Consider the following 25,036-nt stretch of genomic DNA (forward strand, 5'->3'; position numbering starts at 1 on the left):
CCGATTATTCGGAGCATCATGACGTCCCCTGTGCGTGCCGTCGACCTGATCATCTGCATCACCCCATTCGGAGAACCCGATGCCAGGCTTGCCACAGCGGTCTGCGCCGCCGGCGGACTCGGCGTCCTCGACCTGGGCCGCGGCGACCGAAGAACCCGGGAGGCGCTGGCCCGGCTGAAACGGGCCGCGCCCGGACCCTACGGCGTACGGGTGGCCGCGGGCTGCGCGCTCGCCCCGGAGGACCTCGGCCCCGCGCCCGACACGGTGGTCCTGGCCCCCGACGCACCCTGGACCGTCGACCGACTCGCCCCGCACAGCCGGGTGCTGGCCGAGGTCACCGATCTGGCCGGGGCGCGCGAGGCCGTCGCGGCCGGCGCGCACGGGCTGATCGCCCGGGGCGCCGAGAGCGGCGGCCGGGTCGGCGGATCGAGCACCTTCGTCCTCCTCCAGCAACTCCTCGACGCACCCGAGTTGGACGTGCCCGTCTGGGCCTGCGGTGGCATCGGACCACGCACGGCGGCGGCCGCGGTGGCCGGGGGCGCGGCCGGAGTCGTCCTGGACAGCCAGCTGGCCCTGCTCGCCGAGTCCCGGCTCCCCGAGGCCACGGCGGCCGCGCTGCGCGCCCTCGACGGCTCCGAGACGGTCGTCGTGGCCGGTCACCGGGTACTGCACCGCCGCGGCCCCGACGCCGTGCACCCGCCCGCCGACGACCCGGCCGCGGTGACCGCGCTGCTCGGCGCCGAGGACCTGCGCACCCAGCTGCTGCCGGTGGGCCAGGACGGCTTCCTGGCCGCGCGGTTCGCCGAGCTGTGGGGTGATGTACGGCGGACCGTACGGGAGTTGACCGCCGCGATACGCGGGAACGGTGCCGCCGCCGGTGACGCCCTGCGGCCCGGTGCGTCCCCCATGAGCCGTGCCCTGGGCACCCGGCTGCCCGTCGCCCAGGGCCCGATGACCCGGGTCAGCGACCGGGCCGCCTTCGCCGCGGCCGTCGCCGCCGACGGGGCGCTGCCCTTCCTGGCGCTCGCCCTCGCCGACGGCAGGCGCACCCGGGAGATGCTCACCGAGGCCAAGGCCGCCCTGGACGGCCGCCCCTGGGGCGTCGGCGTACTGGGCTTCGCACCCGAGGACCTCAGGAACGCCCAGCTCGAAGCCGTACGCGAACTGCGGCCCAGCCACGCGATCGTCGCGGGCGGCCGCCCCGCCCAGGCGGAGGCGCTGGAGCGGGCCGGGATCAGCACCTTCCTGCACGTGCCCTCGCCGGGGCTGCTGCGGCAGTTCCTGGAGGCCGGGGCCCGGAAGTTCGTGTTCGAGGGCTCCGAGTGCGGCGGCCATGTCGGGCCGCGCGCGAGCTTCCCGCTCTGGGAGGCCCAGCTCGCCGTACTGGAGGACTTCCCGGACGCCGAAGGCCTGGAGGTGTTCTTCGCGGGCGGCATCCACGACGAACGCTCCGCGGCCATGGTCGCCGCACTCGCCGCACCGCTCACCGCCCGGGGCGCGGCCGTCGGCCTCCTCATGGGCACCGCCTACCTCTTCACCGAGGAGGCGGTCGACCGGGGAGCGATCCAGCCCCTCTTCCAGCGCCAGGTCATGGCGGCCACCTCGACCGCACTCCTGGAGACCGCACCCGGCCACGCCACCCGCTGTGTGCCCAGCCCCTTCACCCTCAACTACCTCAAGTTCGAAGCAGAGTTGCGGGCCGACGGAGTGCCGGACCGGCGGCTGTGGGAGGAGCTGGAGCGCCTCAACGTCGGCCGGCTCCGCATCGCCAGCAAGGGCGTCGACCGCGAGGACGGCGGCGAGTTGACGCACGTGGACGAGCAACGCCAGCTCAACGACGGGATGTTCATGGCGGGAGAGGTCGCCGTGCTGCGCTCGGCGACCACCACCGTGGCGGCCCTGCACCACGCCGTGACCGACGGCGCGGCCGAGTTCCTCGCACGACGGCCGGAGCCCGAGGAGCACGGGGAGCCGCCGGCCCCCGCCCCCCTCGACGTCGCCGTCGTCGGTATGGCCTGTATGTTCCCGCAGGCCCCCGACCTCGCCACCTTCTGGGCCAACGTCGTCGCCGGACACGACGCGGTCACCGAGGTCCCGCCCGAGCGCTGGGACCCGGCCGTCCACCACGCCGACGGCAGCACCACCTCGAAGTGGGGCGGCTTCCTGCCGCCGATTCCCTTCGACCCGCTGAGCTACGGCATCCCGCCCGCCTCCCTCGGCCACATCGAGCCCGTCCAGCTGCTCTCCCTGGAGGCCGCCCGGCGCGCCCTCGCCGACGCCGGATACGGCGAGCGGGGACGCGAGTTCGACCGCTCCCGCACCTCCGTCGTCTTCGGCGCCGAGGCCGGCAGCGACCTCTCCAACGCGGGCACCCTGCGCGCCGTACTGCCCTCCTACTACGGCAAGGTGCCGGACGGCCTCGAAGACCAGCTGCCCCGGCTGACCGAGGACTCCTTCCCCGGCATGCTCGCCAACGTCATCTCGGGCCGCATCGCCAACCGGCTCGACCTCGGCGGCGCCAACTTCACCGTCGACGCGGCCTGCGCCTCCTCGCTGGCCGCCCTCGACGTCGCCTGCAAGGAACTGGTCGCCGGCACCAGCGACGTCGTCCTCTGCGGCGGCGCCGACCTGCACAACGGCATCAACGACTACGTCCTCTTCTCCTCCGTGCACGCCCTGTCCCCGACCGGCCGCTCCCGCGCCTTCGACGGCTCCGCGGACGGGATCGCGCTGGGTGAGGGCGTCGCGTGTGTCGTGCTCAAGCGCCTCGCCGACGCCGAACGCGACGGCGACCGCGTCTACGGCGTGATCAAGGGCCTCGGATCGTCCAGCGACGGCCGCTCCCTGGGCCTGACCGCACCCCGCCCCGAGGGCCAGCGTGCCGCGCTGCTCCGCGCGTACCGCAACGCCGGTGTCTCCCCGGCGCAGGTCGGCCTGGTCGAGGCGCACGGCACCGGGACCGTGGTCGGTGACCGCACCGAACTCACCATCCTCAGCGAGGTGTTCGCGGAGGCGGGCGCCGAGAACGGCGGTTGCGCGCTCGGGTCGGTCAAGTCCCAGATCGGGCACACCAAATGCGCCGCCGGACTCGCGGGCCTGATCAAGACCACCCTCGCCCTGCACACCGGCGTCAAGCCCCCCACCCTGCACCTCGACCACCCCAACCCGGCGTGGAAGGAGGACGCCAGCCCGTTCGCCTTCCACGCCGAGGCCCGGCCCTGGGCCGCCCCGGCCGCCGAACGGGTCGCCGGAGTCAGCGCGTTCGGATTCGGCGGCACCAACTTCCATGTGGTGGTGAGCGCGTACGACGGCGCCGTACCGCCGGAGCAGGGGCTGGACGCCTGGCCCGCCGAGCTGTTCGTGTTCCGGGGGCGGGACGAGAAGGCCGCCCACCGAGGTGTCGAGGAGATCCTGAAGGCTGCCGAGACCGGTTCCTGGCGGCTGCGGGACCTGGCACTCGCCGCCGCCCGCCGCTCGGACGCCACGCACGAGCCGGTGCGGGCCGCGGTGGTCGCGAGCGACGTGGACGGACTGGTCGGACAGCTGCGCCGCGTCCTCAGGGGAGAGCACGACCCGCGCGCCGGGATCCATCTGGCCGATGCGCCCCAGGACGCGGCTGCCAAGGTCGCGTTCCTCTTCCCCGGCCAGGGCAGCCAGCGCCCGGGCATGCTCGCCGACGTGTTCATCGCCTTCCCCGAGCTGCAGCACTACCTCCAGCTCGGCCGGGCCCACGCGGGCCCCCTCTACCCGCCCACCGCGTTCGACGACACCACCCGCGAGCGCCGCCGGACCGCCCTCACCGACACCCGGGCCGCCCAGCCCGCCCTCGGCATCACCGGCCTCGCCGCCCACGCCCTCCTGACGGCGGCCGGCGTCCGCCCCGACATGGCCGCCGGACACAGCTACGGCGAGCTGGTCGCCCTCTGCTCGGCCGGCGCCCTCACCCCCGAGACCCTTCTGGAGCTGAGCGCCGAACGCGCGGCCGCGATCCTGGCTGCCGCGGGAGACGAACCCGGCACGATGGCCGCCGTCTCCGCCGGGGCGGAGGACGTCGAGCGGGCACTGCGCACCGTCGGAGCCCCGGCCCAGGTCGTCCTCGCCAACCACAACTCGCCCCAGCAGACGGTGATATCGGGTCCGACCGGCGAAGTCACCGAGGCGGTGCGGCTGTTGCGCGAGGCCGGATTCGGGGCGAAGCGCATCCCGGTCGCCTGCGCCTTCCACAGCCCGGTCGTGGCGAACGCGGGAGAGCGGTTCGCCGAGGTCCTCGCCGAACGGGCCGTACGGCCGCCCGAGTTCCCGGTGTGGTCCAACCGCACCGCGGCCCCCTACCGGCCGGACGCCGACGCCGTCCGCGCCGAACTCGCCGCCCAGATCGGCTCGCCCGTCGCCTTCGCCGCCCAGATCGAGGCGATGTACGAGGCCGGGGCCCGCGTCTTCGTCGAGGCCGGGCCCGGGACCGTCCTCACCCGGCTCGTCGGGCAGATCCTCGGCGACCGGCCGCACACCACCGTGGCCTGCGAGCCCCGCGCCGACAGCGGACTGCGCGGCTGGCTCGACGCGCTCGCCCAACTGGCCGTGACCGGCGTACCGGTACGCACCGCCTGGCTGCTGCGCGGCCGCGACGCCGTCGACGCCGTCCGCACCCCGGCGCCGAAGCGGCCCGGCTGGACCGTCGACGGACAGCTGGTGCGCACCGCCGCCGGAGACCTCCTGCCCGGTGCCCTCGCACCGGCCCGACGAGTCGTGGAGACGACGACCGTGACGACGAACCAGCCGCAGGGTGTCCCGGCCGACCGGGACGCGCTGATCTCCGAATTCCTGCGTACCAGCCGGGAGATGATCGCCGCGCAGCGCGATGTGCTGCTCACCTACTTCGGCGCGACACCGGGGGCGGTGCCCGCCGCGCCGATGGCTCCGATTCCGCAGGTGCCCGTCGACATCGTGGTGTCGCAGCCGCAGCCGCAGCCGCAGCCGGAGTTGGAGGCCGCCCAGGTCGTCGAGTCGGTGCCGGAGACCGACGTCGAGCGGGTCGTCCTGGAGATCATCAGCGAACGCACCGGCTACCCCGTCGACATGATCGAGCCCGACCTCGACCTGGAGGCGGACCTGAGCATCGACTCGATCAAACGGGCCGAGATCGCGGGCGAGCTGGCGAAGCGGCTCGGGATCGCGGGCGGGGCCGAGACCCTGGACGACAGCGAGTTGGAGGAGCTGACCAAGGCGCGCACGGCGGCCGCAGTGACCGGATGGCTGACGGCTCGCGTCGGAGCGGGCGCGGAGCCGGCGACCGCCGCCGAGACGGAGCCGGCACCCCCTGCTGCGGCAGAACCGGTGCGCCCTGCCGCAGCAGAGCCGGCAACCTCTGCCGTGGCGGAGCCGGTGAGCACCGCCGTGTCCGAGGAGCCCCTCACGGGTGTGGCCCCCAAGCGTTTCGAGATGCGGCCCGTCACCCTGGCACAGCAGCCGGACGCGGTGGCCGACCCCGCCGCCCTGCTGTCGGGCAAGCGGTTCTTCGTGCTCGGGGACGGTGCGCAGACGGCGGAACGGCTCTCCGCGTACGGCGCCGAGGCCGTGACCGTCGCGCCGGACCACCTGCTCGGCGAGGCGGACGGAACCGTGGACGGCGTGCTGTATCTGGGCGCGCTGCCGGGCAACGGCGACGCGCCGGTGCTGCCGGACGCCTTCCCCGTCCTGCGGGCGGCCCTGGCCCGCGGCCCGCGCTGGCTGCTGGCCGCCCGGCCCGCCGACGGCGAGGACGCGGCGCGCGCGGCCGGACTGCACGGGCTGTTCCGCACCGTCGCCCGGGAGTACCCGGACACCGTCGCCCGGGTCGTGACCCTTGGGGACACCGCTCCCGCCGCCGTCGCCGACGCGCTGCTCGCCGAGCTGCTCGCACCGGAGCCCGCCCCTGTCGTGCTGCGCACGGCGGCAGGCCGGCAGGGTCTCGACCTGGTCGAGGTGCCGCTCGGCACCCTCGGCAGCACCGGGGCCGGACCGGCCGGAGAGGGCGCCGCCGAGGCCGCCGCGCTCGGCCTCGACCGGGACTCCGTGGTGCTGCTGGTCGGCGGGGCCCGTGGCATCACCGCGAAGTTCGCGGCCACCCTCGCCGCCGCCTGCCGCTGCCGTATCGAACTGCTCGGCCGGACACCCGCGCCGGCCGGCCCCGAGGCCCAGGACACCGCCGGAGCGCGTACCCCGGCCGAACTCCGCGCGGCCCTCGCCGCCCGGGGCGGACTCAAGCCCGCCGAGGTGGGCCGGGAGGCCGAACTGATCCTCGCCCAGCGGGAGATCATCGCCACCCTGGACGAACTCGCCGCCCTTGGCAGCGAGGCGCGCTACCGCGCCGTGGACTTCCGCGACCGGGACGCGGCCCTGCAGGCCGTCAAGGAGATCCACGCCGACCACGGGCGCCTGGACGGGGTGGTCTTCGCGGCCGGGGTGATCGAGGACCGGCTGATCGCCGAGAAGACGCCGGAGTCCTTCCAGCGGGTCTACGGGACGAAGACGGCCGGCGCCGCCACGCTCCTCGCCGCACTGGAGGAACTCCCCAACGGACCTGGATTCGCCGTGCTGTTCGGCAGCATCTCCGCCGTCCTCGGCAACCGCGGCCAGGCCGACTACGCCGCCGCCAACGACGCCCTGGAGAGCCTCGGCGCGGGCTGGGCGGAACGCACCGGCAACCGGGCGCTGACCGTGCACTGGGGGCCGTGGGCGCCCGTCGGCGGCCACACCGGCATGGTCAGCCCGGAGCTGGGGCGCGAGTACGCACGGCGCGGGGTGCAGCTGATCGATCCCGAGGAGGGCACCGCTGTCCTGCTGCGGGAGCTGGCCTGGGGCGAGGAGTCCGCACGTGCCGTCGTCTACACCGCGTCGGGCTGGTGACATGAGCGACGACGACCGTCAGGCACCGGTCGCGATCGTGGGGATGGCGGTGCTGCTGCCCGGCGCCGCGGGCCTCGACGCGTACTGGAGGAACCTGCGCGACGGGGTGGACGCGATCGGCGAGGTGCCCGAAGGGCGCTGGGACGCGGACTACTACCGGCCCGGCTCGGCGGCCGGACCCGCCGTCCCCGACCAGGTGTACTGCCGGCGCGGCGGCTTCGTGGACGGGCTGGCCGAGGTGGAGGTCACCCGGTACGGGATCATGCCGAACTCCGTGGACGGCACCGAGCCCGACCAGCTGATCGCCCTCGACGTGGCCGCCGCCGCGATCGCCGACGCGGGCGGCGAGGACCGGCTGCCCGACCGGCACCGGATCGGTGTGGTGCTGGGCCGGGGCGGCTATCTCACGCCCGGCCTGGTCCGGCTCGACCAGCGGGTCCGGACGGCAGGACAACTCGTGCGCACCCTGGGCGAGTTGGTGCCGGACCTCACCCCGGGCCAGCTGGCCCGGGTGCGTGAGGCGTTCACCGAGCGGCTCGGTCCCGCCAGCCCCGAGTCGGCGATCGGCCTGGTGCCCAACCTCGCCGCCTCCCGGATCGCCAACCGCCTCGACCTGCGCGGCCCCGCCTACACCGTGGACGCGGCCTGCGCCTCCTCGCTGGTCGCCGTCGACCAGGCGGTCACCGAACTGGCCGCCGGACGCTGCGACATGATGCTGGCCGGGGGAGTGCACCACTGCCACGACATCACCCTGTGGAGCGTGTTCTCCCAGCTCCGCGCCCTCTCCCCGAGCCAGCGCATCCGCCCCTTCCACCGCGAGGCCGACGGCATCCTCATCGGCGAGGGCACCGGAGTCGTCGTCCTCAAACGCCTCGCCGACGCCGAACGCGACGGCGACCGCGTCTACGCCGTGATCCGCGGCACCGGCGTGGCCAGCGACGGCCGCACCGCCGGACTCGTCAACCCCGACCCCGGCGGCCAGGCCCACGCCGTACGCCAGGCCTGGCACGCGGCCGGTCTCGACCCCACCGCACCCCGCTCGGTCGGCCTCCTGGAGGCCCACGGCACCGCGACCCCGGCGGGCGACGGGGCCGAACTCACCACCCTCGCCGAGGTGTTCGGGACGGGCGGCGCCGGCGACGAACGGGCCGTGCTGGGCTCCGTGAAGTCGATGATCGGCCACACCATGCCGGCCGCGGGAGTCGCGGGGCTGGTCAAGGCGGCACTCGCCCTCCACCACGCCACCCTGCTGCCCACCCTGCACTGCGACGACCCGCACCCGGCCCTCGCGAAGACCCGCTTCCGCACCCTGGACCGCGCCGAGCCCTGGGAGACCACCCCGGAGCAGCCGGTGCGCCGGGCCGGGGTGAACGCCTTCGGGTTCGGCGGGATCAACGCCCACGTGGTACTGGAGGAGGCACCCCGCAGGAGCCCCGGCACCGCCCTCACCAGGGTCACCGAACCCGAGCGCATCCTCCTCCTCGCCGCCCGCACCACCGAACAGCTCGACGCCACCCTCGCCGCAGGCGACTCGACCGTCCTCGTCGCCGGTCTCGACCCCGCGCACCCGCACCCGGAGGCCGGCCCGGTACGCCTCGGCATCGTCGACCCCACCGCCAAACGGCTCGCCCTCGCCCGCCGCGCCGTCGGCAAGGGCCGGGCCTGGCAGGGCCGCAACGACGTCTGGTTCCGGCCCGCCTCCCTGCTCCGCACCGGCAGGCTGGCCTTCGTCTTCCCGGGCCTGGAAGGCGAGTTCACTCCCCGCGTCGACGACATCGCCGCGCATTTCGGCCTCCCCACCGTCACCGCGGGACCCGCCGCTCAGGACGTGCGGGTCGGTGACGTAGGCCGTCATGGGTTCGGTGTCGTCGGCGTGGGGCGGCTCCTCGACAGCGCGCTGCGCCGGATGGGCGTGACCCCGGACGCGGTCGCCGGGCACAGCGTCGGCGAGTGGACGGCGATGGCGGCCGCCGGACTCTACTCCGACGAGCAGGTCGACGCGTTCATGGACGGGTTCGACCCCGACGCGGTCACCGTCCCGGGCCTCGCCTTCGCGGCGATCGGTGCCCCCGCCGACCGGGTCCTGGCCGCGCTCCACGACGACTGGGCGGACGCCGGGATCGTCCTCTCCCACGACAACGCCCCGAACCAGTCGATGATCTGCGGTCCCGACCAGGCGGTGGACGGCTTCGTCCGCGCCTTCCGGGCCGACGGCGTGCTGTGCCAGGTGCTGCCGTTCCGGTCCGGCTTCCACACGCCGATGCTGGAGCCGTACCTGAGCCCCATCAAGGAGGCCGCCGACCGCTTCCGGCTGCACCGGCCCACCGTCCCGGTCTGGTCCGGCACCACCGCGGCACCCTTCCCGGAGGCCGAGGCGGAGGTGCGCGAACTGTTCGTCCGCCACCTGCTGGAGCCCGTCCGCTTCCGCCAGTTGATCGAGGCGCTCTACGCCGCCGGCCACCGCACCTTCGTGCAGACCGGCCCCGGCCAACTGGCCTCCCTCATCGGAGACATCCTCGGCGACCGCGACCACCTCGCCGTCGCCGCCAACTCCCCGCACCGCTCCGGACTGGCCCAACTCCGCCGGGTGGCCACGGCGTTGTGGACGGCGGGCGCGACCGTGGCGCCGGCAGTGCCGGGAACGGACGCGGTGGCCGTCGCTCCGGCGGTGCGGGGAGCCAAGGGCACGACCACGGCCGTGGGGCACCGCCCGCCCGTCCGCCTCGACCTGGACGGCGCCCTGGTCTCCCTCGACGGCCCGGTCCTGCACCGGCTCCGCGCGGAGCTGGGACGACCGCAAACGACCACGGGCGCGTCCCCGCTCGACGAACTCGCCGTACGCATCCCGGCCGCCGCCGAACTGAGTGCGCTGCTGCGCGACACCGCGGACACGGCCGCCGCCGTACTCGGGGCGGTCCGTACGACGGCCACGACGGCCCCGGCCGTACCCACACCCCGCACACCCACGCCCACGCCCACCGGACCCCGAGTCCCGGTCGCGCCGGCCGAGGCACCCCGCGTCCCGGCCGCACGGGCCGGTACACCCCACGCCCCGGCCGGGATACCCCCCGCCCCGGCCGCACCCGCCGAGGCACCCCGCACCACCACCCTCCGGGTGTCACCCGAGGCCATGCCCCACCTCCTCGACCACTGCTTCTTCCCGCAACGCCCCGACTGGCCCGAGGTCGAGGACCGTTGGCCGGTGGTGCCGGCCACCACGATCGTCCGGCACCTGATGGACGCGGCGGAGGAGGCCACCGGACTGCGGGCGGTCGCCGTGCACGGGGCCCGCTTCGACCGCTGGCTCACCGCCACACCCCCCGTCGACGTCCCGGTCACCGTCACCCCCGAGAGCCCCGGCCGGGTCTCCGTGACCTTCGGCCCCACCGCCCGCGCGGTCGTCGAACTCGCCCCCGGCCATGCGCCGGCACCCGCCGCCCCCGCCCGGCCGCCGGCCCCCGAACGCACCCCCGACCACACCGCCGCCCAGCTCTACTCCGAGCGGTGGATGTTCCACGGCCCGGCGTTCCAGGGCGTCACCGACCTCACCGCGATCGGCGACCGGCACGTCCGCGGGGTGATCACCACGCCCGCCGCACCGGGCGCCCTGCTGGACAACGTCGGCCAGATCCTCGGCTACTGGATCATGGCCACCCGCACCGAGCGGACCGTCGTCTTCCCCGTGCAGATGCGGGAGATGCGCTTCCACGGACCGCATCCGGAGCCCGGCACCGAGGTCGGATGCCTGGTGCGGATCACCTCGCTCACCGACACCGTCCTGGAGGCGGACGTGGAGCTCACCGTCGACGGCCGGGTCTGGGCGAGCATCGCGGGCTGGCAGGACCGGCGCTTCGACAACGACCCGCAGACCCGCCCCGTCGAGCGCTTCCCCGAGCGCAACACCCTCTCCGAGGCACAGCCCGGCGGCTGGACACTGCTCCACGAACGCTGGCCGGACCTCGCCTCCCGGGAGCTCATCATGCGCAACTCCCTGGGCGGAACGGAGCGTTCGGAGTACGCCGAGCACGCCCCGCGCGGCCGAAGACAGTGGCTGCTGGGCCGGATCGCCGCCAAGGACGCCGTACGGCAGTGGCTCTGGCAGCACGGCGAGGGACCCGTCTATCCGGCCGAACTCCGTATCCGCAACGACGAGTTGGGTCGGCCGTACGTGGTCGGTGTGCACGGCCGCGCGCTGCCCGCGCTGGACGTCTCCCTCGCCCACCGGGCCGAGGCGGCCGCCGCGATCGTACGCCCGCACACACCAGGACCCGGCCCGGGCATCGACCTCGAAGAGGTCACCGAACGCGACCCGGCCGCCATGGAAGCCGTGCTCGGCGCGGACGAACTCCGGCTGCTGCGCACGCTCTCCACGGACGACTCCGTCGCACGGTGGTTCACCCGGTTCTGGGCCGCCAAGGAAGCCGTCGCCAAGGCGGAGGGCACCGGATTCGGCGGCCGGCCACGGGACTTCACCGTCCTGGAGGCGGCCCCGGACGGCAGCCGGCTGCTCGTCTCGGGCCGGCTGGAACGCGCCTACCCGGTGCGGTGCGCGCCGGTCCGCAATCCCCCCGCACTGCCGGACCGCGACTACGTCGTGGCCTGGACGACCGGACCGGCAGCCGCAGACCCAGAGGAGGACCCGCGATGAATCCCACCGAGCCCGAGATCCGCGCCGACGAGGAGGCGGTGCTCGCCGACCTCACCCGGATGCTCCGCACCCTCCTGGAGGAGTACGGCGACGACGACGCCGTGATCGGTATGAGCACCACCTTCAACCGGGACCTGGAGCTGGAGAGCATCGACCTGGTGACCTTGGCCGGGCTGCTGGAGGAGCGGTACGGCAGGCGGGTCAACTTCGCCGAGTTCCTGGCCGGGATGGAGTTCGACGAGATCATCGAACTCACCGTCGGCCGGCTCGTCGAGTACGTCGTGTGGAGCCTGAAGGCCACGGAGGCGGGCTGAGCCATGGCGATGGTCGACACCGGAGACATCCGGCTGCACGTACAGCGCATGGGCCCGGCGGAGGGCCGCAGCCCCGTCGCCACCGTGGTCCTCGTGCACGGGCTGCTCACCGACAGCCTCGCGAGCTACTACTTCACCGTGGCCCCGGCCTTCGCCGCCTCCGGCCTGGACGTGGTCATGTACGACCTGCGCGGCCACGGCCGCAGCGCCCGCCCGGCCGGCGGCTACACCCTCGACCACAACATCGACGACCTCGAAGCCCTGCTCGACCACCTGTCGATCAGCGGCCCGGTCCACCTGGTCGGGAACTCCTACGGCGGCACGATCGCCTTCGGCTACGCGGCCCGCCACCCCGAACGCGCCGCCAGCCTCACCCTGATCGAGTCGGAACCCGCCACCGCCGCCTGGGCCCTCAAGCTCCGCGGCATCCTGCACCGGGTCGTCACCGAACTCGCCCACAACGAGTCCGACGCGATCGCCTGGATCACCGCCAACCGCAGCCACAACACCGCCCGGCTGGCCAGGGGCGCGGCCCGCCTCGCCCGCGAGACCAGCCTCGGCCGGGACATCCCCGCCAGCCGGGTCCTCACCGAGGAACAGATCAGCGCCGTACGTTGCCCGGTCCTCGGGGTCTACGGCGGCGACTCGGACCTGGTGGACGTGGTCCCGCTGAAGGAGACCCTGCTGACGGACTTCCGGTCGGTGGTGCTGCCCGGGCACGAGCACTCCGTGCTGGTCGAGGCGTCCGGCACGGTCGGCGGACACATCCTGGAGCTGATCCACTCGGTCGGCGGAGCGCGGACGGCCGCGGTCCGGTGAGCGGCTTCCTGTTCGTCGTACCGCCCCTGGTCGGGCACATCAACCCGGCCGTCGGCGTCGCGGCCGAACTCACCGCGCGCGGGCACCGGGTGGCCTGGGTCTGCCCCGACGCCGGGCTGGTACGACGGCTGGCGGGACCGCAGGCACGGGTGTTCCCCTGCGCGGGCGCCGTCGAGGGCGAACGGCCCGCCGACCTGCGCGGTGCGGAGGCGCTGAAGTTCCTGTGGGAGTGGTTCCTGGTGCCGCTCGCCGACGCGATGGCCCCCGGAGTGCAGGCCGCCGTGGACGAGTTCCGCCCCGATGCCGTCGTCGCCGACCAACAGGCCTTCGCCGGCGCCCTGGTGGCCGAACGGCTCGGCCTGCCCTGGGCGACCTCGGCGACCACCTCCGCCGAGTTCGGCGGCGCCTACGACGGCATCCCCAAGGTCGCCGAATGGCTCCGGGCCCGGCTCACCGAACTCCGGGACCGCAACGGCGACCCGGCGGGTACGGCCGACCCACGCTTCTCGCCCCATCTGACGCTTGCCTTCACCACGCCCGAACTCGCGGGCCCCACGGACCAGTCGGCGGTCCGCTACGTGGGCCCGTCGGTCTCCGAGCGCCCCACGGCCGACGGCTTCCCCTGGGAGTGGCTGGACCCCGGCCGCAAGAAGGTCCTCGTCTCCCTCGGCACCGCCAACGCGGACGTCGGCGGACGCTTCCTCGCCGAGTGCGTGGCGGCGGTACGCGAACGGGCCGACCGGGTCCAGGCGTTGGTCGCCGACCCCGGCGCCATCCTGCCCCCGGCACCCGATGACAAGGACGTCCTCGTCCTGCCCTCGCTGCCCCAGCTCCCGCTCCTGGAACGGGTCGACGCGGTCGTCTGCCACGCCGGGCACAACACCGTGTGCGAGGCGCTGTGGCACGGGGTCCCGCTGGTCGTCGCCCCCATCCGCGACGACCAGCCCGTGATCGCCGGACAGGTCGTCGCCGCGGGCGCGGGCATCCGGGTCCGGTTCGGCCGGGTCACCGCCGCGAAGCTGGGCGAGGCCCTCGACACCGTCCTGTACGAACCCGCGCAGCGCACGGCGGCGGCCCGGATCCGTACCGCGTTCCGCGCGGCGGGCGGTGCGCCGGCCGCCGCGACCCACCTCGAACACCTCGCAGCCCAGGAGACCCGATGAGCAAGCAGAGTGAGATCGAGGCGCTGCGCTCCGCCTACCAGCGGGACCTGGCCGAAGGGACCGACCGCTTCTTCGAGCCCCGGCGCACCTCCTGCCCCTGGTGCCACTCGGACCGGCTCACCACACGCCTGCGCACCACCGACCTGCTGCAGCACAAGCCGGGTGCCTTCGCCCTGGACCGCTGCGCGGACTGCGGACACACCTTCCAGAACCCGCAACTGAACGAGAGTGGCCTGGAGTTCTACTACCGCGACTTCTACGACGGCCTGGGCGAACAGAAGATGAGCGGCACCTTCGGCGGCCGCACCAAGATGTACCAGGGCCGCGCCCGGTCCATGGTCCCGCACGACGCGACCCCGAAGAACTGGCTCGACGTCGGCACCGGCCACGGCCACTTCTGCGAGGCCGCCCGCGAGGTGCTGCCCGGCACATCCTTCGACGGCCTCGACTTCACCGACGGCGTCGAACTCGCCGCCCGTGAGGGCCGGGTGGAGCACGCCTACCGGGGTGCCTTCCCCGACCTCGCCCCCGATCTCACCGCCCGCTACGACGTCGTCAGCATGTTCCACTACCTGGAGCACAGCACCGACCCCGACCGCGAACTGCGCGCCGCCCACGAGACGGTACGCCCCGGCGGCCACCTCCTGATCGAGGTCCCCGACCCCGAGAGCCGCTACGCCCGCCTGCTCGGCCGCTGGTGGCTGCCCTGGCTCCAGCCGCAGCACCTGCACTTCATCCCCGTCGCCAACCTCCGCGAACGCCTCACCGGCCTCGGCTTCACGGTGGTCGCCGAAGAGCACGCCGAGGCCCACGACCCCGTCGACCTGCTGGCCGCCGTCTGGCTCGCCCTGGACCACACCGCCCCGCGCGAGGACGCCCCCTGGCTGCCGACACCGCCCGGCACCCTCGCCAAGACGCTCCGCGCCGCCCTGCTCATCGCGGGCATCCCGGCCCTGATCGCGGGCACCCTCCTGGACCGCTTCGCCGTACGGCCGCTCTCGCACCGCCTCCGCGTCTCCAACGCCTACCGCATCGTCGCCCGCCGCGACTGAGGCCTCACAGCGCCTTGGCGCGGATCATCGCCGACAGCACCAGGGCGCCCGGCAGCAGCGGCACCCAGTCGGTCAGGACGCGGTAGCCGATCACGGTCGCGGTGGCCACCGCCAGCGGGGAGCCGAACGCGGCCAGCGTGAACACCAGCGCCGCGTCCACCGCGACCCCGCCGGGCACCGGCACGGCGCCCCCGGCGGTGCCCGCCGCCAGATACGCCAGGATCACGTTCCCCCAGGACAGCCCGAGCCCGAGCGCCTCCCCGGTGCAGGCCAGCACGCTCGCCTGCACCAGCGGCATCGCCGTGGCCCCGCCCCACAGGGCGAGCACCCGCGAGGGGCGCGCATGGACCGTCCGGGCGTCGACGAGCGCGGTGCGCACCATGGTGGTGAGCGGCCGCCGCAGCGGTCGTACGACGGCCATCGCCACGCCGGCCAGGGTGACGACGGCGGCGACCGGGATCAGCACCATGCCGTCCGGGACGAGCTCGCCCAGCCGCCGCCAGGCGGACGAGGACAGCAGGAACACGATGAGCACGACCGTCTTCGCACCCGACTTAGCCACCGAGTACAGGGCGATCGAGGCGGTGGCCCGTTCCAGGGGGACACCCCGGGTGCGCAGGAAGCGCACGGTGACGGCGTGCGCACCGAGCCCGGCGGGCAGCGCGTGGTTGGCGGCCCCGGCGGCGAACTGCGAGGCCAGCAGCAGCCCCGGCGGCAGCCGGTCGGGCACGGCGCCCTGCCGCATACAGGCGGCCACCACCCAGGTCAGGCAGGTGAGACCGCCCCCGGCCAGCAGCCACACCGGCTCGGCGTGGGTGAGCCGGGTGACACCCTCGTACAGCAGGGACTGGTTGGTCAGCCCCCAGATCGCGGCGATCAGCAGCGGGGACAGACACAGGGCGAGCCGGAGCGGCCGGCCCGCCGTCGAGTGCGTCGGCAGCGGGCGCACGGGCGCGTCGGGGCGGGCCGACGACAGCGAGGACAGTGAGGACAGTGAGGACACGGGGACGTTGTCCTTCCACAGCGGGCCCGAGGTGGGGAGCCACGGGCGAGCGAGACCGCCCGGAGCCTTCCCGTCCCGTATGACACCCGGATGTCCGAAAACCGAAGGCGGGAGGGCGGGTGGGTGCCGCGGGCGCTGCCGTACCCCGCCGACCCGGTAGCCTTCCTGGGGAAGGAGCCCACGACAGGGGAGGACCCCGCGGTGCACGTCCAGGAATGGCTCGACTCGGTGCCGGCGATCGCCGTCTACGCAACGGTGGCGCTGGTCATCGGTCTGGAGAGCCTGGGCATCCCGCTGCCGGGCGAGATCGTCCTGGTCTCCGCCGCGCTGCTCTCCTCCCAGCACTCGGGCATCAACCCGGTCGTCCTCGGCGCCTGCGCCGTCGCGGGCGCGGTCATCGGCGACTCCATCGGCTACGCGATCGGCCGCAAGGGCGGCCGCCCGCTGCTGGCCTGGCTGGGCAGGAAGTTCCCGAGACACTTCAGCGAGGGCCATGTGGCCACCGCCGAGCGCTCCTTCGAGAAGTGGGGCATGTGGGCGGTCTTCTTCGGCCGCTTCATCGCCCTGCTCCGCATCTTCGCGGGCCCGCTCGCGGGCGTCCTCCACATGCCGTACTGGAAGTTCCTCACGGCGAACCTGCTGGGCGGCATCTGCTGGGCAGGTGGCACGACGGCGGTCGTCTACTACGTCGGGATCGTCGCGGAGGACTGGCTGAAGAGGTTCTCGTACGTGGGCCTGGCGGCGGCGGTCCTGGTGGGCCTGGCGTCGATGCTGATCGTGAAGCGCAAGGCAAGCAAGGCTCAGGAGAAGGAGCCTGAGCCTGTAGGTGCTGGGGAGTAGTTGTTTTAGGGGCGCGGGGCTGTATCGATTTGCTGCTACCGCTGCGTGGGCGCGACCAGCCCCCACACCGCCGCACCCGCCGTACGACCTACTCGTGCACCCCGCGATGCGCCTTCGCCAACTCCGCGTACAGGGTGCCGTTGAGGGTCACCCCCTGCCGCTCCTCCTCACTCAGCTCCCGCCGCACCTTCGCCGGCACCCCCGCCACCAACGACCCCGGCGGCACCTCCATCCCCTGCGGCACCAATGCCTGCGCGGCGACCAGGGACCCCGCCCCGATCACCGCCCCGTTCAGCACGGTCGCCCCCATCCCGATGAGGCAGTCGTCCCCGACGGTCGCCCCGTGCACGACCGCGTTGTGCCCGATGGACACCCGCTCCCCGACGGTCACCGGAAACCCCGGATCCGCGTGCAGCGTCACGTTGTCCTGCACATTCGCCTGGGCCCCCACGGTGATCTTCTCGACGTCCCCCCGCACCACCGCGCCGTACCAGACACTCGCCCCGGCCCTGAGCGTCACGTCCCCGATCACCGAGGCCGTGGGCGCCACGAACACGTCGGCCTCGATCTTCGGCTCCCGCCCCCCGATCCCCACGATCAGCGCCTTCTGCGTCATCACCGTCTCCCGTCGTCATCGATGTCCACGGCAACCTAGCCCACCGCCTGGGGCGAAGATCACAGCGGCCCGCCCTCTTGTCGGCGCCCTCCGCTGAGTAGCGTGACCCCGTGCCGAAGCCCAAGAACACGTTCTCGTCCTGGCGCCGCCGCCTCACCCAGCGCGCGGTGCACGCGGTCTGGGCCTGGGCGCAGCGCACCGGTTCCGTCGCCGCCGACCGCCCCGGCCGCTTCCGCTTCGGCGCGCTCGGCGAAGCCACCCGCCTCGCCTTCCCGCTCGGCACGGTCTTCGGCGAACCGTGGATCCATATCGGCTCGCACTGCATCGTCGGCGAACAGGTCACGCTCACCGCGGGCCTGATGCCCGACCTCGACCTCGGCCCCGACCCGATCCTGCGCATCGGCGACGGCGTGGTCCTCGGCCGCGGCAGCCATGTGATCGCCGACACGACCGTCACCATCGGCAGCGACTGCTACTTCGGCCCGTACGTCTACGTCACCTCGACGAACCACTCGTACGACGATCCGCATGAGCCGATCGGCAAGCAGTGGCCGCGCATGGAGCCGGTGGAGATCGGCCCGGGCTGCTGGATCGGCACCGGCGCGGTGATCCTGCCGGGCGCGCGGATCGGCCGGAACGTGGTGGTGGCCGCCGGCGCGGTGGTCCGGGGCGCGGTGCCCGACCACGCCGTGGTGGCGGGGGCCCCGGCCCGGGTCGTACGACGCTGGACCGCCGAGACCGGCTGGCAGCCGCCGCTGCGTACGCCCGCGCCGGTGCCGATCCCGGAGGGCATGACGCCGGAGCAGCTGCGCGCGCTGGCGGAACTGGACGAGGAGGACGTGGCGAGGCTCGCCGAACTGGAGACGGAGAGCTGAGCGTCAGCCCCGCCGAGCCGCCCGCCGAGCCGCCCGCCGAGCCGCCCGCCGAGCCGCCCGCCGAGCCGCCCGCCGAGGCGTCCGGCTCAGCCGGTGGCCAGCAGCAGTGTTCCCACCAGCGCCAGCCCCGCCCCCGCCGCCTGGATCGCGCGCAGCCGCTCGCTGAGGAAGCCGCGGGCCGCGAGCGCGGTGACCACCGGGTACAGCGAGGCGAGCACCGCGGCGACGGTGATCGGCCCGTGCTGGGCGGCGACCGAGTACGTGCCGTTGGCCGCGACGTCCGCGAGACCGACGAAGCCCAGTGCCGGGAGCGTGGACCAGGCGAAGCCGCCCTCCGGAAGCGCGGCCGCGCCCCTGCGCACGGACAGCCACAGGGCCGCGCCGCCCGCCGTGACGTTCGTCAGCCGCTGCACGAACAGGGCCAGGAACAGACCGGTGACCGTGGTGGACGCCTCCGTGATCAGCGCGAACACCGTGCCGAAGCCGCCCGCCGCGACCAGCGTGAGCAGGATCGCCCGGCGCTGGACGGGCGCGCCGCGCAGCTGCGGGCCGCCCGCCAGGACGACCCCGCTGACGGCGACCGCGATGCCCGCGACCTGGAGCAGCCCCGGACGCTCGCCGAGGAACAGCCCGACGCCGACCGGGACGGCGACGCTCAGCGTGGCCAGCGGGGAGACGACGCCCATCGGGCCCAGGGCGAGGGCCCGGTAGAAGGAGAACAGGGCGACCGGCCCCACCAACCCCGCCGCGACCGCGAACCAGAGCCGCGGCCCGGCCTCGCTCCAGCCACCCGTGGCGACCACGATCACGCCGAGTACCACCGCCGCGATGCCCTGTGAGACGACGACCACCGTCAGCGCCGGGGTGCGTCGTGTGAGCAGCCCGCCGCCGAAGTCGGCCAGTCCCCACAGGACACTGGTGGTCAGGGCGAAGAATGCTGTCACGGCCCGCCTCGCAGTACAGTTCGGTGAACGATCAGGTACACCCCACCGTAGTTCATTTAGTTGAACTCTGTCATTCAGAATACTGGACCACGATGATCTCGACGATGGACGGAACGTGTCGGACCTCGACCTGCTGACCCAGTCCCTGGCCCGGAACGTCAAGCACTGGCGCTCGGTGCGCGGGTTCACCCTCGACGTGCTCGCGGCCCGTGCCGGGGTCAGCCGGGGCATGCTCATCCAGATCGAGCAGGCCCGCACCAACCCGAGCATCGGCACGGTCGTGAAGATCGGTGACGCCCTCGGTGTCAGCGTCACCACCCTGCTCGACTACGAGCAGGGCCCGCGGGTCCGGCTGGTCCCCGCCGACAAGGCCGTACGGCTGTGGCACACCGAGGCCGGCAGCTACAACCGCCTGCTCGCCGGCACCGAGGCGCCCGGCCCGCTGGAGATGTGGGACTGGCATCTGATGCCGGGCGAGAGCAGCCCGTCGGAGCCGCACCCCGCCGGCACCGTGGAGATCGTCCATGTCACCGCCGGTGAACTGACCCTCACCGTGGACGGGGTCGAGTACCGGGTGCCGACGGGCGCGAGTGCCTCCTTCGAGGCCAACACGCCCCATGTGTACGGCAACACCGGGGACGTTCCGATGGAGATGGTGATGACGGTCTCCGTCCCGCCCGTCTCCTGAGCCCTCCGGACCGGGCTGTTAGCGTGCGGACATGCGCGCACCCATCGGAGACTTCGACACCGCCACCCCGGCTCCCGACTGCCTCGACGAGCTGACCGCCCCGGTCGCCGACGCCGTACGGCACTGGAGCGGTGCCGTCCCCGCGGACCAGATCCTCTATGTCGAGACCGACCCGCAGTGGGCGGACACCGCCGTCTTCGTCGAGCACTACGGGCGCGATCTGCTGGAGCGGTCGGCCAACTGCGTGGTCGTGGCGGGCAAGCGCGGCGGCGAGTCGACGCTGGCGGCCTGTCTGGTCCTGTCGACGACGAAAGTCGACGTCAACGGTGTCGTACGCCGCCAACTGGGCGCCCGGAAGGCCTCGTTCGCCTCCATGGACACCGCCACCGGCGAGACCGGCATGGAGTACGGCGGCATCACCCCGATCGGACTCCCGGGCGACTGGCCCCTGTTGGTGGACACGGCCGTCGTCGACCTGCCCTGGGTCCTGGTCGGCAGCGGCCGCCGCCGCGGCAAACTCCTGGTCCCCGGCAAGGCGTTCGCCCAGCTGCCGGGCGCGGTGGTGCTCGACGGACTCGGGGTCTAGGAAAGGGCGTGGGCGTGGTGCGCCAACGCCAGGTGCGGGTCCGCCTCGCCCGGTGCCGGTGCCGGATCGGCGTGCACCAGGACCGCCGTCAGCCGCGGTACGGCGTGCAGCAGCGCGTGCTCGGCCTCGACGGCGATCGCGTGGGCCTGCCGTACGGTCGCCTCGCCGTCCACGACGACCGCGACCTCGGCGCGCAGCCGGTGCCCGATCCAGCGCAGCCGCAGCTCGCCCACCGCGCGTACCCCCGGCACCTCGCGCAACGCCCGCTCGGCCCGGTCCACCAGCTCCGGGTCGACGGCGTCCATCACGCGCCGGAACACCTCGCGTGCCGCGTCCCGCAGCACCAGCGCGATCGCGGCGGTGATCGCCAACCCCACGATCGGGTCGGCGAGTTGCCGGCCGAGCGCCGAGCCACCGGCCCCCAGCAGCACGGCCAGTGAGGCGAATCCGTCGGTGCGGGCGTGCAGCCCGTCGGCCACCAGTGCCGCCGAGCCGATCTCCCGGCCCACCCGGACCCGGTACCGGGCCACCCACTCGTTCCCGGCGAACCCCACCAGCGCGGCCACCGCGACCGCCGGGAGATGCGCGACCGGGCGCGGGGCCAGCAGCCGGTCCACCGCGGTCCACGCGGCGAACGCGGCCGACGCCGTGATCGTCAGCACGATCGCGATCCCGGCGAGATCCTCGGCCCGCCCGTACCCGTAGGTGAAGCGGCGGTTCGCGGCGCGGCGTCCGAGCACGAACGCGATGCCCAGCGGTACGGCGGTCAGCGCGTCGGCGGCGTTGTGCACCGTGTCCCCGAGCAGGGCGACGGAGCCGGACAGGACCACGACGACCGCCTGGACGAGCGCCGTCGCGCCGAGCACGGCCAGCGAGACCCACAGCGCCCGCATGCCCCGCGCCGAGGACTCCAGCGCGGAGTCGAGCTTGTCGGCGGTCTCGTGGGAGTGGGGCGTGAGGAGGTGGGCGAGGCGGTGGGTGATGCCGTGGCGGAGGCCGCCGGCCGAGGAGTGGGAGTGATCGTGGTCATGACCGTGCGCGTGCTCGCCGTGCCGGTCGTCCGCGTGTGCGTGCTCCTGGCGGTGGTCGTCCGCGTGTGCGTGTTCATGGTGGTGGTGCCGGTCGCTCATGCGGCTCCCCTCTCCGGTGCGCGGGGCGTGGACACAAGGCGCCCACGACGCCATTATGTGCGTATGAGCGCACGCTTGCACCTATCACCTGCGCATCATGCGCATCCGCGCACCCCGGGCGAGGAACAGTTCGCGCTCGCCGCCGAACTCCTCGCCCTGCTCGGCGACCGCACCCGGCTCACCCTGCTGCACGCCCTGACGGCGGGGGAGGCCGATGTCACCACGCTCACCGAGGTGTGCGGTGCCGCCCGGCCGGCCGTCAGCCAGCATCTGGCCCGGCTGCGGCTCGCGGGTCTGGTGGGCACGCGCAAGGAGGGGCGCCGGGTGGTGTACTCGCTGCGCCACGGCCATCTGCGGCGGCTGGTCGACGAGGCGCTGAACGTGGCGGACCACCGGCTCACCGAGACCGCGACGGCAAGCCCCGCAGAGGGAGAGAGCTAGGCGGAGGGAGAGAGCCGGCAGGTCAGAACGCGGCGGCCGAACCCAGGTACTGCTCGGCGAAGGCCGTCGCCGCCGCGCGCGAGGTGAACAGCCTGCGCAGCCGGGCCAGGGTGGTGCCGGCGAGGAACGGATCGCCGGAGGACGTGCCGTGGTAGATGCCGGACAGGAACTGTGAGAACTCCTGGTAGTCCCAGACCCTGCGCAGACAGGCGTGCGAGTAGCCGTCCAGCCCGGAGTCGTCGCCCTTCGTGACGTGCGCGACGAGCGCGTCGCCCAGCAGGAAGGCGTCGTTGAGGGCGAGGTTCATGCCCTTGGCGGCGATCGGCGCGGTCAGATGACCGGCGTCACCGGCCAGGAAGAGGCGGCCGAACACCAGGGGCTCGACCACGTAGTTGTGCATGTCCAGCACGCGCTTCTCGATCAGCCGCCCCTCGTTGAGCGGCGGTGCGCCCAGCGCGCCGAGGCGTTCGCGCAGCTCCGTCCAGACCCGGTCGTGGGACCAGTTCTCCGGATCGTCGCCGGGCGGGCACTGGAGGTAGTAGCGGGTGACCTCGGGGCTGCGCGCCATGTGCCCGGCGAACCCGTTCGGATGGACGCCGAACAGCACACAGTCGGAGGAGGGCGGCGCCTCGGCGAGCAGCGCCAGCCACCCTATGCCGTAGTCCTGCCGCCCGATGCGCACCCGCCCGGCCGGAATCGCGTCCCGGCTCACCCCGCGTGCCCCGTCGCAGCCCGCGACGAACTCGCAGCGCAGGACGTGCCGTCGACCGGTCTCGGGGTCGACGTACGACACGGCGGGCCGGTCGGTCTCCAGGTCGTGCAGCGTGACGTCCCGCACCCCGAACCTGATGTCCCCGCCGCGGACGTCGGCGTACTCCCGCACCAGGTCCGTCACCAGCAACGGCTGCGGATAGACGTAATGGTGACAGACCGTCAACTCGCCGTAGTCGAACCGGAAGCGCTCACCGGCGAAGCGGAACTCGCACTCGGAGTGCACCTGCGCCCGGCTGAGCAGGTTGTCGGCCAGACCGCGCTGGCGGAGGCCGTGCACCGCCCATTCCTCGATGACCCCGGCCCGGGGCCGCGTCTCGATGAACTGCCTGCTCTCGGTCTCCAGGACAACACAGTCGACGGCGGCGGCCCGCAGGATGTTCCCGACGGTCAGCCCGGCGGGCCCGGCGCCCACGACGACGACCGTACGGCGTTCCTCGGGCGCGGAGCCGGAGTGGGGGGAGGGGTGAGTCACCCCCGCATTATGACGGTGTCCCGTCAGCCACGGCAGAGCCGCCGGGGCTGACGGGACACCCTGCGAGGACCGGGGTCAGTGCGCCGGAGCGTCCGTGACCACGACCTCGTCGATGCTGCGCTCGATGTCCAGGGCCGTGGACGAGGTCGCCTTGGCCCAGTAGTAGATGCCGACCGAGAAGACGGCGATGACCACGATGTCCCACCACAGGGCGATGTGGCCCTGGCCGCCGAAGCCGCCCTGCCAGGAGATCAGGCCCATGCCCAGCAGGTAGGCGGGCAGCCACTGGGCGGCCCGGAAGTCCAGCCGGGGCGCGTCCGGCAGGTTCTTGCCGATGGCGTAGAAGGCGTAGCCGCCGAGCAGCAGATAGCCGAGCACGATCGCGATGCCGAGCCGCCACAGGATGTCCCAGCCGGACCAGTAGATGATCAGGTTGGCGACCACGAACGACAGCGGGGAGAGCACCTTGCCGGCCGGCAGCCGGTACGGCCGCTCGAGGTTCGGCAGCTTGTCGGCGAAGACCCCGTACGCCAGCGGCGCGCCGGCGTACATCAGCACGCTCGCCGAGGTGATGAAGCCGACCAGCTGCTGCCAGCTCGGGAACGGCAGGAAGCAGACCACACCGGTCACGAAGGACATGATGAGCCCGAACCACGGCACACCGCGGGAGTCGGTCCGGGTGAAGAGCTTCGGCGCGTAGCCGTTCTTCGCCAGACCGTAGGAGACCCGGGAGGTGGCGGTGGTGTAGATGAGGCCGGTGCCGCCGGGGGAGATCACCGCGTCGATGTACAGCACCACGGCCAGCCAGCCGAGGCCCACCAGGGTGGCGAGGCCGGCCCACGGACCGCTGATGCCCTTGTAGTCGAGGTGCGCCCAGCCGTGCGCGAACGTGCTGTGCGGCAGCGCGGCGATGAACACGACCTGGAGCGCGACATAGATGACGGCGCCGATCGCGACCGAGCCGAGCGTGGCGCGCGGCAGGTCCTTCTTCGGGTTGCGGCTCTCACCGGCCAGCTGGATGGCCTGCTCGAAGCCGAGCAGCGCGAAGATGATGCCGCTGGTGCTGATCGCGGCCAGCACACCCTTGGCGCCGAAGGGGGCGAAGCCCTCGGAGTGGAAGTTCGACGGGTGGAAGTTGCCGATGGCGATGATGAAGATCGCGGCCAGCGGCACGGCGATCTTCCACCAGGTCGCGGCGCTGTTGGTGTGCGCCAGTACCCGTACGCCGAAGAAGTTGACCCCGACGAACAGGGCCATGAGCACGACGGCCACCAGCAGACCGCTCGCGGTCAGGGTCTGGTCGGTGTGCTGGAGGTGCTGGGCCCACTTCCAGTGACCGGCGTAACCGATCATGGCCTCGACCTCGATCGGGGCGACGGTCGCCGCCTGGAGCCAGGAGAACCAGCCGAACGACATACCGGCCAGACCGCCGAAGGCGTAGTGCGGGTAACGGGCGGTGCCGCCCGCGACCGGGAACATGCCGCCGAGCTCGGCGTGCACCAGTGCCAGCAGCACGATCGCGACCGCGCCGATCACCCACGAGATGATCGCCGCGGGACCGGCCAGGCCGACGGCCTTCTCGGCGCCGTACAGCCATCCCGAGCCGATGATCGAGCCCACCGAGGCCCACATCAGGCCGATCAGGCCGACGTCCCGCCTCAGACCGCCCGAAGGCCTGGTGTCCTCCGGTGCAGTTTTCTCGACACTCACCATGTCAAGCGGCCTCTCAGTTTCTGAACGCAGATTTAACGAGCAAGAGGCCACAAGGTAAGGGTCCATTCCGCAA

Annotated in this window: 17 protein-coding genes; 11 read left to right on the plus strand and 6 right to left on the minus strand. The window is 73.5% G+C overall.

The genetic code is table 11. The features are described from left to right. The first annotated feature begins 18 nt into the window (after positions 1-18). From AB0D85_RS36575 to AB0D85_RS36600, 6 genes are read left to right on the plus strand one after another with little or no spacing between them, the layout of a single operon-like run. Entirely contained in the window at positions 19-6,885 is a 6,867-nt protein-coding gene (locus tag AB0D85_RS36575; protein WP_362329948.1) for an SDR family NAD(P)-dependent oxidoreductase, read from the plus strand. Between the two features lies 1 nt (position 6,886). Then, complete coding sequence (locus AB0D85_RS36580) at positions 6,887-11,533, plus strand: beta-ketoacyl synthase N-terminal-like domain-containing protein (protein WP_362329951.1); 4,647 nt, start codon at positions 6,887-6,889, stop codon at positions 11,531-11,533. Then, positions 11,530-11,847, plus strand: a complete 318-nt coding sequence (locus AB0D85_RS36585; protein WP_362329954.1) for an acyl carrier protein — start codon at positions 11,530-11,532, stop codon at positions 11,845-11,847. The genes AB0D85_RS36580 and AB0D85_RS36585 overlap by 4 nt, the downstream gene beginning before the upstream one ends. A gap of 3 nt (positions 11,848-11,850) precedes the next feature. Next, complete coding sequence (locus AB0D85_RS36590) at positions 11,851-12,666, plus strand: alpha/beta hydrolase (protein ID WP_362329957.1); 816 nt, start codon at positions 11,851-11,853, stop codon at positions 12,664-12,666. Then, positions 12,663-13,829 (plus strand): glycosyltransferase, encoded by a 1,167-nt coding sequence (locus tag AB0D85_RS36595; RefSeq protein ID WP_362329960.1) that lies wholly within the window; start codon positions 12,663-12,665, stop codon positions 13,827-13,829. The genes AB0D85_RS36590 and AB0D85_RS36595 overlap by 4 nt, the downstream gene beginning before the upstream one ends. Next, positions 13,826-14,881, plus strand: a complete 1,056-nt coding sequence (locus AB0D85_RS36600) for a class I SAM-dependent methyltransferase (protein WP_362329963.1) — start codon at positions 13,826-13,828, stop codon at positions 14,879-14,881. The genes AB0D85_RS36595 and AB0D85_RS36600 overlap by 4 nt, the downstream gene beginning before the upstream one ends. Positions 14,882-14,885: 4 nt before the next feature. Here the strand turns inward: AB0D85_RS36600 and AB0D85_RS36605 are convergent, their stop codons facing one another. Continuing rightward, positions 14,886-15,884, minus strand: coding sequence for a lysylphosphatidylglycerol synthase transmembrane domain-containing protein (locus tag AB0D85_RS36605; RefSeq protein WP_362329966.1), 999 nt, complete (start codon positions 15,882-15,884; stop codon positions 14,886-14,888). A 201-nt stretch (positions 15,885-16,085) separates the two neighbouring features. Here AB0D85_RS36605 and AB0D85_RS36610 point away from each other — a divergent pair, with 201 nt between their 5' ends. Then, positions 16,086-16,724: a DedA family protein gene (locus AB0D85_RS36610; protein ID WP_362330094.1), complete on the plus strand. Its 639-nt coding sequence runs from the start codon at positions 16,086-16,088 to the stop codon at positions 16,722-16,724. Positions 16,725-16,812: 88 nt separating this feature from the next. Here AB0D85_RS36610 and AB0D85_RS36615 read toward each other — a convergent pair whose 3' ends face one another. Further along, positions 16,813-17,340, minus strand: a complete 528-nt coding sequence (locus AB0D85_RS36615) for a gamma carbonic anhydrase family protein (RefSeq protein WP_362329969.1) — start codon at positions 17,338-17,340, stop codon at positions 16,813-16,815. Positions 17,341-17,450: 110 nt separating this feature from the next. Here AB0D85_RS36615 and AB0D85_RS36620 point away from each other — a divergent pair, with 110 nt between their 5' ends. Next, positions 17,451-18,215 carry an acyltransferase gene (locus AB0D85_RS36620; RefSeq protein WP_362329972.1) on the plus strand — a complete coding sequence of 255 codons (765 nt, stop codon included), beginning with the start codon at positions 17,451-17,453 and terminating at the stop codon, positions 18,213-18,215. 86 nt (positions 18,216-18,301) lie between these two features. Here the strand turns inward: AB0D85_RS36620 and AB0D85_RS36625 are convergent, their stop codons facing one another. Beyond that, on the minus strand, positions 18,302-19,159 hold the full coding sequence (locus tag AB0D85_RS36625; protein ID WP_362329975.1) for a DMT family transporter: 858 nt from the start codon (positions 19,157-19,159) through the stop codon (positions 18,302-18,304). Positions 19,160-19,274: 115 nt separating this feature from the next. Between AB0D85_RS36625 and AB0D85_RS36630 the strand changes: the two genes are divergently transcribed. Together AB0D85_RS36630 and AB0D85_RS36635 are read left to right on the plus strand one after the other, a co-directional pair. Beyond that, a complete protein-coding gene (locus tag AB0D85_RS36630; protein ID WP_362329978.1) occupies positions 19,275-19,847 on the plus strand; it encodes a helix-turn-helix domain-containing protein in 573 nt (190 codons plus the stop codon). Between the two features lie 31 nt (positions 19,848-19,878). After that, positions 19,879-20,433 carry a YbaK/EbsC family protein gene (locus AB0D85_RS36635; protein WP_362329981.1) on the plus strand — a complete coding sequence of 185 codons (555 nt, stop codon included), beginning with the start codon at positions 19,879-19,881 and terminating at the stop codon, positions 20,431-20,433. Here AB0D85_RS36635 and AB0D85_RS36640 read toward each other — a convergent pair. Continuing rightward, complete coding sequence (locus tag AB0D85_RS36640; protein WP_362329984.1) at positions 20,430-21,563, minus strand: cation diffusion facilitator family transporter; 1,134 nt, start codon at positions 21,561-21,563, stop codon at positions 20,430-20,432. The two genes, AB0D85_RS36635 and AB0D85_RS36640, sit on opposite strands and share 4 nt — an antisense overlap. 63 nt (positions 21,564-21,626) lie before the next feature. Between AB0D85_RS36640 and AB0D85_RS36645 the strand changes: the two genes are divergently transcribed. Next, a complete protein-coding gene (locus AB0D85_RS36645) occupies positions 21,627-22,004 on the plus strand; it encodes a metalloregulator ArsR/SmtB family transcription factor (protein ID WP_362329987.1) in 378 nt (125 codons plus the stop codon). Between the two features lie 22 nt (positions 22,005-22,026). On the opposite strand, the gene AB0D85_RS36650 is transcribed toward AB0D85_RS36645, so the two are convergent. Together AB0D85_RS36650 and AB0D85_RS36655 are read right to left on the minus strand one after the other, a co-directional pair. Next, positions 22,027-23,250, minus strand: a complete 1,224-nt coding sequence (locus tag AB0D85_RS36650; RefSeq protein WP_362329990.1) for a 4-hydroxybenzoate 3-monooxygenase — start codon at positions 23,248-23,250, stop codon at positions 22,027-22,029. 75 nt (positions 23,251-23,325) lie between these two features. Continuing rightward, on the minus strand, positions 23,326-24,963 hold the full coding sequence (locus AB0D85_RS36655; protein ID WP_362329993.1) for an APC family permease: 1,638 nt from the start codon (positions 24,961-24,963) through the stop codon (positions 23,326-23,328). Positions 24,964-25,036 lie beyond the last annotated feature (73 nt).

It is taken from the genome of Streptomyces sp. NPDC048277, assembly GCF_040652235.1.
Lineage (GTDB): Bacteria > Actinomycetota > Actinomycetes > Streptomycetales > Streptomycetaceae > Streptomyces.

Bases quoted from the DNA above. Each gene is read 5' to 3' on its own strand.
- AB0D85_RS36575 (WP_362329948.1), top strand. From the start codon at position 19: ATGACGTCCCCTGTGCGTGCCGTCGACCTGATCATCTGCATCACCCCA.
- AB0D85_RS36580 (WP_362329951.1), top strand. From the start codon at position 6,887: ATGAGCGACGACGACCGTCAGGCACCGGTCGCGATCGTGGGGATGGCG.
- AB0D85_RS36585 (WP_362329954.1), top strand. From the start codon at position 11,530: ATGAATCCCACCGAGCCCGAGATCCGCGCCGACGAGGAGGCGGTGCTC.
- AB0D85_RS36590 (WP_362329957.1), top strand. From the start codon at position 11,851: ATGGCGATGGTCGACACCGGAGACATCCGGCTGCACGTACAGCGCATG.
- AB0D85_RS36600 (WP_362329963.1), top strand. From the start codon at position 13,826: ATGAGCAAGCAGAGTGAGATCGAGGCGCTGCGCTCCGCCTACCAGCGG.
- AB0D85_RS36615 (WP_362329969.1), bottom strand. From the start codon at position 17,340: ATGACGCAGAAGGCGCTGATCGTGGGGATCGGGGGGCGGGAGCCGAAG.
- AB0D85_RS36635 (WP_362329981.1), top strand. From the start codon at position 19,879: ATGCGCGCACCCATCGGAGACTTCGACACCGCCACCCCGGCTCCCGAC.
- AB0D85_RS36640 (WP_362329984.1), bottom strand. From the start codon at position 21,563: ATGAGCGACCGGCACCACCACCATGAACACGCACACGCGGACGACCAC.
- AB0D85_RS36645 (WP_362329987.1), top strand. From the start codon at position 21,627: ATGAGCGCACGCTTGCACCTATCACCTGCGCATCATGCGCATCCGCGC.
- AB0D85_RS36655 (WP_362329993.1), bottom strand. From the start codon at position 24,963: ATGGTGAGTGTCGAGAAAACTGCACCGGAGGACACCAGGCCTTCGGGC.